Raw genomic sequence first — 6,697 nt, forward strand, 5'->3', positions numbered from 1 at the left:
CTTGATCCAAAAAAATCTTTTTTCAAACTGAATTTTAGTAATTTCACTTTAGATTTACTCCCAGAAATTCAATCAAATATCCGTTTTAATGATGCATATTCAAAAAGAGATTCTGTGACTGTTGATGATATTGAAATACACTTCATAAGCCTTATAGATTTAATACATGACAAAAAGAAGAGTATAAGGAAAAAGGATTTGGAAGATCTTAATGAATTAAAAAAATTAAATGATAACAAGTAGTAACTTTATAATATAAAAAAGTGCATCAGATTCTTCTGATGCACTTTTTTAATAGGTTAATTAAAAGGTTGATTATTTTTAATCTGTGTGTTTAGGGGTATACCCATCTTCACTCAATTCTCTGTGCTCATAATCCGCTTTCATTTCTGCTTCATAATCTATTTTCTCTGCTTTTCCAAATCGTTTCATGATAGAGTCAAATATGGAATATACCACAGGCACGATAATCAAGGTAAGGAATAACGAAGAGGTCAGACCTCCAATGATTACCCATGCAAGACCTTTATTCATCTCAGCTCCTGCTCCGGTTGCCAATGCAATCGGTAACATCCCGAAGATCATCGCAATCGTTGTCATTAAGATCGGACGGAGACGGGCATGGTTAGCCTGAATCAATGCGTCATGGGTGTTGGCTCCTGCTGCTTTTCTCATATTTGTAAAGTCGACAATCAAAATCGCATTCTTCGCTACGAGACCGATCAACATGATCATCCCTAACATGGTAAAGATATTCAATGAGTTTCCGGTTAATGCCAGAATTACCATAACCCCGATCATCGCGAGCGGAATGGAGAACATTACCACAAACGGATACACGAAACTGTCATACAGTGATACCATTACAAGGTATACCAATACTACGGCTGCCAATAATGCAATTCCTAATGTACCGAAACCTTCCTGCTGATTTTCCATATCTCCACCCCAGATGTAGTTGACACCTGCTGGTTTTTTATCACTATCCATAAACATGGCAGACCATTCATTAGCAACGTCTCCTACTGGACGGCCTACTACTTTTGATAATACTTTTACTGATGGTGTTTTATCTCTACGCTGTAGCAAACTCGGTCCTGAACTCATTTCCACATCTGCAAACTGGATCAGACGAACCTGTTCTCCCTGAGCATTGGTAAACATCAGATTTCTTACATCATCAATAGATTCTCTGTTACTATCAGCAAATCGGATATTGATATCATATTCATATTCTCCGGCTCTGAACTTTCCGTCTGTATTACCGTTGAATGCAGTCTGCATCGTTTGTCCTACACTTGAAAGATTAAGACCCAATGCAGCCATTTTATCACGGTCAATATTCACTCTGACCTCCGGATTTCCGGTATCTGTAGATAACTCAGCATCTACTGACCCAGGAACTTTCTTAAGCAATTCAAGGATTCTGGTTGCTTCTTTCGTTGCTGTTTCATTATCTGAAGCTGTAACCACCATTTCGATTGGTGCGTTTTCCGCTCCCATAATACCGATTGGGGCAGTTTTAAATTCTATTCCGGTAAATTTCTCCTCCAGCTGTCTTTTGATCTTGGCAGCCATGATATCTGTACTCTCAGAACGCTCGGATTTATCCGTTAAAATCACCTGAATTTCTGACTGATAAGCAGTAGACTGTGCACCTCCAAATCCGGAAGACTGCTGACCTACTGTAGTAATCATATCTACTACATCAGGATTATTTCTTAAATACCTTTCAACCTCTAAGGTAATCTGGTTGGTTTTATCCACAGTAGCATCTTTTGGTAATTCCATCTGTACAAGGAACTCTCCACGGTCAGTTTTAGGGAAGAACTCTCCTCCGATAAATCCGAAAACTACCAATAGGAATGATGCAATTAAGATAACGAATGTAAGAATTACAGTTGTAACTCTCCTTAAGGTAGTCTTCAGACACCATTCAAGGATTCCTGTAATCCAGTGTGTGAACTTTTCGATCATATTTTCAAACCAAAGAATGAACTTTTCAAATACATTCTTACCTGTAAGATGCTCCAGTTTACCAAATCTTGATGATAACCAAGGAATGATAGTAAATGAAGCTAGCAAGGATAATAAAGTAGCTATAACCACCGTGACACAGAACTGAGCAAGGATATTAGCTACAAGCCCTGAACTCATCGCAATCGGTAAGAATACCACTACAATTACCAATGTAATCGCTGCTACGGTAAATCCGATCTCGGAAGCCCCATCATACGCTGCTCTGATTTTACTTTTCCCCATCTCCATGTGACGGTAAATATTCTCCAGTACCACAATCGCATCATCCACCAAGATACCTACCACAAGGGAAAGACCAAGTAAACTCATCAGGTTTAAGGTATATCCCATCAGGTTCATTCCGATAAATGTTGCAATCAATGAAACCGGAATAGAAACCATTACAATAAATGCATTTCTTATACTGTGAAGGAACAATAACATTACTACCGCTACGAGAATAATCGCAAGGAAGAGGTCAAATATCACGTGGTTGGCAGATTCAAGGGTAAAGTCTGTAGTATCATTTACCACTTTAAGCTGGATACCCTGTTGTTTATAATCTTCCTGAACCCTTTCTATCGTTTTCTTTACATTTTCAGAAACCGCCACCGCATTAGCATCAGACTGTTTCTTTACCTGCATTAAAATGGTTGTAAGCTGGTTATAACGTGCAATTTTATCTACATCTTTCTGAGTATCAAAAACCGTTGCTACATCTGACAGACGAACCTGTGCTCCATTTTTTGAAGAGATTACAAGGTTGTTCATTTCTTCAATAGACTGATATTTCCCTGATAACCTGATGGTAGATTTTACAGTTCGTGTTTTTAAACTTCCGGTAGGGAAATCAAGGTTTGAAGAAAGAATTACCTGCTGAACATCACCAATAGAAAGTCCATAGCCCTGTAATTTTTTCTCATCCAGGTTTACCTGAATTTCTCTTTCCTGTCCACCCACAAGATCTACTTGTGCTACTCCGTTTACACGGGAAAAGATCGGCTCTATTTTTTTATCTAATAAGTCATATAGCTCTTTACTGTTCAGCTTATCACTTGAAATACTCATAGTAATGATGGGTAAATCATCCAGTGAGAATTTATTCAGTGATGGTGCATCCACATCATCCGGAAGATCGGAAAGGATAGCGTTCACTTTACGCTGAGCATCATTCAATGCATAGTTTACATCTGCTCCATCATTCAGCTGAATCATGATAACCGAGAGACTTTCATAAGATGAAGATTCCACTTTCTTCACGTTTTCAAGGGAACCTACCGCATCTTCAATCTTTCTTGTCACGGAAGTTTCCACCTCACTTGGAGAAGCTCCGGGATAAGTCGTTGAAATCGTCACTACATTGGTTTCAAATTTCGGAATAAGCTCATACCCCATCTGGGTATAACTCAAAATCCCGCCCAGCGTCAGCAATGTAAATAAAACAATGACTAACGTAGGTCTTTTTATCGATATTTCTGCTAACTTCATAGATATCCTACTTTACAATATTGATTTTTGAACCGTTATCTAGGTTAATCTGTCCGCTGGTAATTACCTGCTCTCCTCCATTAAGCCCGCTAAGGATTTGTACTTTATCTCCATATACTTTTCCGGTAGTTACTTTAATCATTTTTGCCGTTCCCTTCTGAACGATAAATAATTGCCCTGAGCTAACTCCATTAACAAAGGCTTCAGCCGGAACGGTTAACATATTCTGAGTTTCAGCACCGTTATTAGTTTGGAATACTGCAGTTGCATACATACCGGCTTTTAGCTGTCCGTTATTTGAAACTTCTATTTCCACAGGGAAATTTAAAGAAGCATCACTTTTAGGAGCAATGAAGGTTATATGTCCGCTGAAAGAATCTTCAGGTAAGGCACTTACTTTAATATTAACAATTTGGCCCAACTGGATTCTTCCTACCTGACTTTCATCTACCAATACTGAAAGTTTCAGTGTGTTGATATTAACGATTTCAAACATAGAAGTTCCCGGAGAAACAACGACTCCCGGTTCTACCATCTTTTTATTAACCGTACCGCTGATTCCTGCACGAACGCTTGTATCATTTACTCTTACTCCCTGAGCTTTTACAGCTGCCTGCATATTTTTCAGCTGTAATCTTGAGTTATCCAGTTGCTGCTTGGTAACACCTCCTGTTTTATAAGCATTTTCATAACGTTGGTTATCAATGATAGCATTTTGTAAATTATTCTGAGCCTGAGTCATATCAACTTCAATAGCATCTTTCTTAATGACTGCTAACGTCTGACCTGCAGAAACTCTTGATCCTTCTTTAACTAACACGCTTACAATACGTCCTGATATTTCAGAAGACTGATTCATTTCCTGTTTAGGAATAAAAGTTCCGTTCGCGGAATAGTCTGTATTGATGTTTTCTCTTTTTACAGTAACAACATTTACATTGATCTTATCCACTTGCTTCGCTACTTCTGCTACCTGCTTTTCCTGATTCTTTTTATTACTTACAATCTTGTATCCTGCTAATCCTACAAGTACAGCAGCTACGATAATATATATTAAAGTTTTTTTCATTTTTAGACGATTATGGTTGAGTTTGTAATGTGTTTAATTCTCCTTTTGCTTTCAATAGTTTAAGTTCAGCCTGCTTATAATCCAATAATGCATTTGCATAATTCTGTTTAGCATCCGTTAAAGCATTGTCCGTATCTAAAAGATCGGTAAGCGTTGCCAATCCATACTGATAATTCGATTGAGTATTAGCCAATACTTTTTCTGCCAGTGCTACATTATCTTTCATGCTTTGAATATTGATAATTGCATTTTCCATGCTGCTTACCGCATTTTTATAATCTAAATTCAGGCTGAGCTGAGTATTTTCAATATCCTGCTCAAGATCAAGAATATCTATCTGTGCCTGTTGGATTTTAGATTTTGTAGCACCACCAGTGAAAATCGGAATATTTACTTTAAGACCTACTGATGCAAAATCACTCCAGTTAACCCCATTATTAATTCCGTTAAACCATGGAAACTTGGTTCCCATACCATACCATCCATATTGTCCCTGAAGACTTACTGTTGGGTAGAGATAAGCTTCAGTTGCTTTTTTATTATATTCTAAAAGTTCCCTTTGTTTTCTGAGAACCTTAAGTTCTGATCTGTCTTCAAGATTAACGTATTCTGCCATCAGCTCCGGTTTAGGCTCAATAGTCCTTTCTTCCAGTTGAATAGGAGTATCAATTGGAATTCCCATATAGAATTTTAAGGAGTTTTTGGTAAGCTCTACGGAATTGATAAGCTGTTGTTTGTTAGAAGCTATATTCGTCAGCTGAACATTGGTTCTGTCCAGATCAATAGGTTTTGCCAACCCATTGTCCACTAAACTTTTAATAACGTTTCTTACTCTTTCCGTATTGGAATAACTTGCTTCCAGCGTTTTGAGATTTTCTTCCTGTACAAATACATTATAATAAGCAGTAGCTACATTCATAATGATCTGCTCATTAGTAAGCTGAGAATTCAACACATAAAATTCTCTTGTAGATTTTGCGGCTTTTAATCCTACAAATACTCTTTGATCAAACAGAGCTTGAGAAACTGTCGCAGCAATATTGGAAGTCCAGGGCTGCCCCATCTTAAAGATATTTCTCTGTCCCATAAATTCTACAACCGTCTCCTGAATGATCGGATTATAGTTCAAATCTCCCGATACCGCTATCTGTGGTAAAGCTCCTGCTTTGGCTTCATCTATCTGATATTCTGCTTTTTTTACCTGTAAGGCTGCCTTTTTAGCATCAGCCTTATTTTGTAATGCCTGCTGAATAGCCATTTGCAGGTTCACTTCCTGCTGAGCTTCTACAGATGAATAACCGAAAATCATAAATGCCGCAGCTATCCCAATTTTTAGCTTTTGTGCAGTTATACGTTTTCTTTTCATAATTTTATCTTACTTCTTTTATTTTTTAATAGTACTACTTTAACTTGTGTGTTTGTCAGTTAAGGACGAATTATATTAACAAATACCTTAATATTTTTTTATTTTTTAAACAATATGTTGAGAATAATCTCTTTTCTCTCTGAAATAATCTCATCAAACTCTTTATCACTGATCAATAGATTATCCATTAATAAAGGGCGCAAAGCACTTGGAAAAACCAGCAGTGCCACCATATTCAACAAAAATTGAACAGGTTTCATTTTTTCAATATTTCCCTGTTCCATTTCGAATTCTATCGATTTATACAATTCTTCCAGAATTTCATCTTCTACATCTTTTTGATGACAATTTCCCTTATTCATTTGAGAAACGATATAAGTTTCCAGATAAGGATATTTCAGACTGGTTGAAAGACTGCTTTCAATAAATTTGCTTATTTTCTCTTTTAGAGGCAGATCAGCTCTTTGAATAACTTTTGATTTTTCTCTTTCTACTTTCTGGGCCTCATTAAAAATAATCTGAATCAGATTATCCCTTGAGCGAAAATAATAGTTGATAAGCGTCCTGTTCACTCCCGCTTCATCTGCAATCTCCTGAGTTGTAGCGTCAAACTTACCTTTTACAAAGAATAAATTCTTTGCCGTTTCCTTAATAAGTTCTTGTGTCTGCTCCTTTTTTGTTTGATTTGACATTTTTGTTAAACAAATTTGTCGACAAAAATATAGCATTTTTATATTTTGACAAAATTGTTAAAC

5 protein-coding genes are annotated in these 6,697 nt (G+C 36.9%); 1 reads left to right on the forward strand and 4 read right to left on the reverse strand.

The features are described 5' to 3' along the window. The coding region (locus tag Q0A18_RS07355) for a hypothetical protein (protein WP_292009500.1) at window positions 1-243 on the forward strand (243 nt) is incomplete at its 5' end. Window positions 244-321: 78 nt separating this feature from the next. Here the strand turns inward: Q0A18_RS07355 and Q0A18_RS07360 are convergent. From Q0A18_RS07360 to Q0A18_RS07375, 4 genes are all read right to left on the reverse strand, one after another. Continuing rightward, a complete protein-coding gene (locus Q0A18_RS07360; protein ID WP_292009501.1) occupies window positions 322-3,507 on the reverse strand; it encodes an efflux RND transporter permease subunit in 3,186 nt (1,061 codons plus the stop codon). Window positions 3,508-3,514: 7 nt separating this feature from the next. Further along, complete coding sequence (locus Q0A18_RS07365) at window positions 3,515-4,576, reverse strand: efflux RND transporter periplasmic adaptor subunit (RefSeq protein WP_292009502.1); 1,062 nt, start codon at window positions 4,574-4,576, stop codon at window positions 3,515-3,517. Between the two features lie 10 nt (window positions 4,577-4,586). Next, the gene (locus Q0A18_RS07370; RefSeq protein WP_292009503.1) at window positions 4,587-5,942 is read right to left on the reverse strand and encodes a TolC family protein; all 1,356 of its coding nucleotides are present in this window, start codon (window positions 5,940-5,942) and stop codon (window positions 4,587-4,589) included. A gap of 98 nt (window positions 5,943-6,040) precedes the next feature. Continuing rightward, complete coding sequence (locus Q0A18_RS07375) at window positions 6,041-6,634, reverse strand: TetR/AcrR family transcriptional regulator (protein WP_292009504.1); 594 nt, start codon at window positions 6,632-6,634, stop codon at window positions 6,041-6,043. Window positions 6,635-6,697: the final 63 nt, after the last annotated feature.

The sequence above is a fragment of the Chryseobacterium sp. genome (genome assembly GCF_022712095.1).
Lineage (GTDB): Bacteria > Bacteroidota > Bacteroidia > Flavobacteriales > Weeksellaceae > Chryseobacterium.